The sequence below is a fragment of the Roseomonas sp. KE0001 genome, from assembly GCF_016107285.1.
In the GTDB taxonomy this organism is placed as follows: domain Bacteria; phylum Pseudomonadota; class Alphaproteobacteria; order Acetobacterales; family Acetobacteraceae; genus Pseudoroseomonas.
Genome location: NZ_RCVQ01000032.1, coordinates 1 through 2,823, shown reverse-complemented (window position 1 = coordinate 2,823; position 2,823 = coordinate 1). Strand labels below are relative to the sequence as shown.

The 2,823-nt window shown below is 63.6% G+C and carries 2 protein-coding genes and 1 pseudogene; 1 reads left to right on the top strand and 2 read right to left on the bottom strand.

Annotated elements, in window-relative coordinates; translation table 11 throughout:
• Positions 1-145: 145 nt before the first annotated feature.
• Positions 146-475 carry a hypothetical protein gene (locus tag D9598_RS20800; protein WP_198368391.1) on the top strand — a complete coding sequence of 110 codons (330 nt, stop codon included), beginning with the start codon at positions 146-148 and terminating at the stop codon, positions 473-475.
• Positions 476-507: 32 nt separating this feature from the next.
• Here the strand turns inward: D9598_RS20800 and D9598_RS20795 are convergent, their stop codons facing one another.
• Together D9598_RS20795 and D9598_RS20790 are read right to left on the bottom strand one after the other, a co-directional pair.
• Entirely contained in the window at positions 508-1,443 is a 936-nt protein-coding gene (locus tag D9598_RS20795; protein ID WP_198368390.1) for a replication protein RepA, read from the bottom strand.
• A 339-nt stretch (positions 1,444-1,782) separates the two neighbouring features.
• Positions 1,783-2,823: pseudogene (locus D9598_RS20790) on the bottom strand (IS3 family transposase); the annotation flags it as partial.

Below are 2,823 nucleotides of genomic sequence, written 5' to 3'. Positions count from 1 at the left end.
CACGCGGGGCGCCAGCACAAGATGTTGCTGCACTCTGGACCTATATTGCGAAGAAAGCAGGTTTGCTAACAGGTGAGCCAGCTAACAAGTTAACAGCGAAGCCGACCACTAGAGTGGTTGGCGCCCGTGCGAGGAAGCCGCGCTGATGAGCAAGTCGCCGACAAGGCTGTCCACTTTCGAGATTCCACGCGATCAGTCTTCGCGACATGATGAGCAACCCGCTCGGGAGCCATCCATCGATCCGCTGACCAAGCCCACAGTGCCGGTAGCTCCTCCGCCTGCCGTTCAGCAAACCGGCACGGTGATCCCCCAGCCTGCTCCGCCGCCTGCTGAGGAACCACGCCGCCAAATCGGCGCCAGGGTTCCGCTCTCGATCGCGGAGAGACTGCGGACCTACATGTATGTGTCGCGGGAGCCGCAGCAGGATGTCGTTGAAGCTGCGCTTCACGCGTACCTGACATCCAAGGGGTTCTGAACCCAGCGTGAAATGGGGACTTTGGTGAGGCCTTACCGGACCGGAACGAGGCGAGGGGCCACGGGTGGCCGGGACGGCTTCAGGATCAGGCCTTCTTCCGTCACCTCGACCTCGGCATCAGGGTAGACCGCTGTCGCCATTGACAGGACTGCTGGGAACTTGGCCTTGAAGTGGTAGAGCTTGCTGAAGCCCTGCCCATGCTGGGCCTTCAGAGCCGCCCAGGTGACGAGGCGGGGGCGCTCCAGGCTGTGGAGGCGATAGGCTAGCCATACATAGCAATCCAACGCGGCCGAGTTGTTCGACAGGGCTTTGATCGCGCCTTCTTCCAGGGGGATCGGATGGCGCTGGAGCTGCTCATAGAAGGGTGCGCTGAGGCGAGCAGTCTCCAGCGTCAGGCGGCCCTGGCGATCGTTGTCGGGCGTGTCGAGGAACAGGGCGCGATCGACAATCTGCTGATTGACCAGGCCAGCCTGGCCCTGCCCGACCAAGTGGAACGTTAGCCGGCATCGGCTCAAAAGCTCGGCCTGTTCCCGCACCCCCCGACCGCTCTTGCCGCCCCACGGAACTCCGATCCGGGTCATCCAGTCGCGCCAGCTGCGGCCGAGTTCGACCTCGGGGCTCTTGGTCTTCAGGGCCTCGGTTTGCAGGTAGAGCAGGATCAGCCTGGCATAGGAGCCGAAGGGCACACCGACATGCTCGAGGGGGCCGGAGCCGTCGATACCTGAAGGGCGACGGCCGGGCTCGACCACTAGGCGCATCCGCTCCGAAGCGACCTCCCAGACCTCGCCAGGAGCAACCCGGCGATGCGGTAGCGCGCACTGCGCCCAGCCCGAGTAAGCGAAGGCTAATGCGTTGTCTTCGTCGCTAAGGTATTTGGCTGCAGTCTCGATGACGTCCCGTGGCGCGGCATCCATATCGATCGCGCCTTGCCTGCCATGCTCTTTCAGCAGCCGATGAACCTTGCCCATCACATACGCCCCCAATGCATTCAAATTGCCCTGGAATGCCGCTGACGTCGATGGGGACTTTGGCGAGCCACTACTAGGAAGCTATTAGAGATTCTATTATTAGTTTGCTCGCCAGAGTCCCCGGAATAACTCTGAAAATCGCTGGATTTCCGGCGTTCCGCCTCACCATAGTCCCCGCCGGGCTCACTAAAGCCCCCACTCCGCTGTGGATATCCGCGTTATAGAGGGGCGGGCGAGCATACGAGTCGCGCTCACCATAGTCCCCAGCCTGGCCTGCACTGCAGAACGCCTTCATCAGGAGCTCATGACCAGCCCCCATTAGGTGATCCGAGCAAAATGTCAGTGTACGGGCGGCCTGGGTGGGGCTGAACCGGCAGGACTTGGCGCCCCCGGCAGCATGGCTGGTAACGTCAGTGTCACCTCCGGCGCGGGTGGCCGGTAGCGTAGCGCGGAGTGCAGGCGTACCGTGTTGTAGTGCTTGCGCCACTGCTCGATCAGCACGCGGGCTTCAGCCAAGCTGTTGAACACCTCGGCGTTGAGCAGCTCGTCCCGGAGCTTGCCGTTGAATGACTCAACATACCCGTTCTCCCACGGGCTGCCCGGCTCGATATAAGCCGTCCCGGCACCCACCCCGGTGATCCAGCCCTTCACCGCGGTGGCCACGAACTCCGGTCCGTTGTCCGAGCGGATGTGCTCAGGGATCCCGCGCATGATGAACAGGTCCGTCAGCACGTCGATAACATCGAGGGAGTTCAGCTTGCGCGCCACCCGGATCGCCAGGCATTCGCGGGTGAACTCGTCCACCACGTTCAGCATCCGCAGCTTGCGCCCGTCCCGGGTGCGGTCCTCTACGAAGTCGTAAGCCCATACGTGGTTGGGTCGCTCTGGGCGCAGCCGCACGCAGGATCCGTCATTCAGCCAAAGCCGTCCGCGTTTCGGCTGCCGCGGCGGCACCTTCAGCCCCTCGGCTCGCCAGATCCGCTCCACCCGCTTGTGGTTGCAGGCCCAGCCCTCAGCGTGCAGCAGGGCGGTGATCCGCCAGTAACCGTAGCGGCCATACTGCTTGGCCAACGCAATTACGGCCTGGGTCAGCGCTGCCTCGTCGTCGACCGTCCGACGCCGCTTGCGCTGCGTCGAGCGGTTCTGGCCCAGCACCCGGCAGGCCAGCCGCTGAGGCACATCCAGCACCGCCGTGACGTGGTTCACAGCAGCCCGGCGACGCGCAGCGCTCAGAAGTTTCCCGACGCGGCTTCCTTGAGGATCAGCTTTTCCAGCGTCAGATCCGACACCGCTCGCCGCAACCGGCTGTTCTCCTGCTCGAGCTGCTTGAGCCGACGCACCTGGTCCAGCTTCAGGCCGCCATACTCCGCACGCCAGCGA

Bases quoted from the DNA above. Each gene is read 5' to 3' on its own strand.
- D9598_RS20795 (WP_198368390.1), bottom strand. From the start codon at position 1,443: ATGGGCAAGGTTCATCGGCTGCTGAAAGAGCATGGCAGGCAAGGCGCG.
- D9598_RS20800 (WP_198368391.1), top strand. From the start codon at position 146: ATGAGCAAGTCGCCGACAAGGCTGTCCACTTTCGAGATTCCACGCGAT.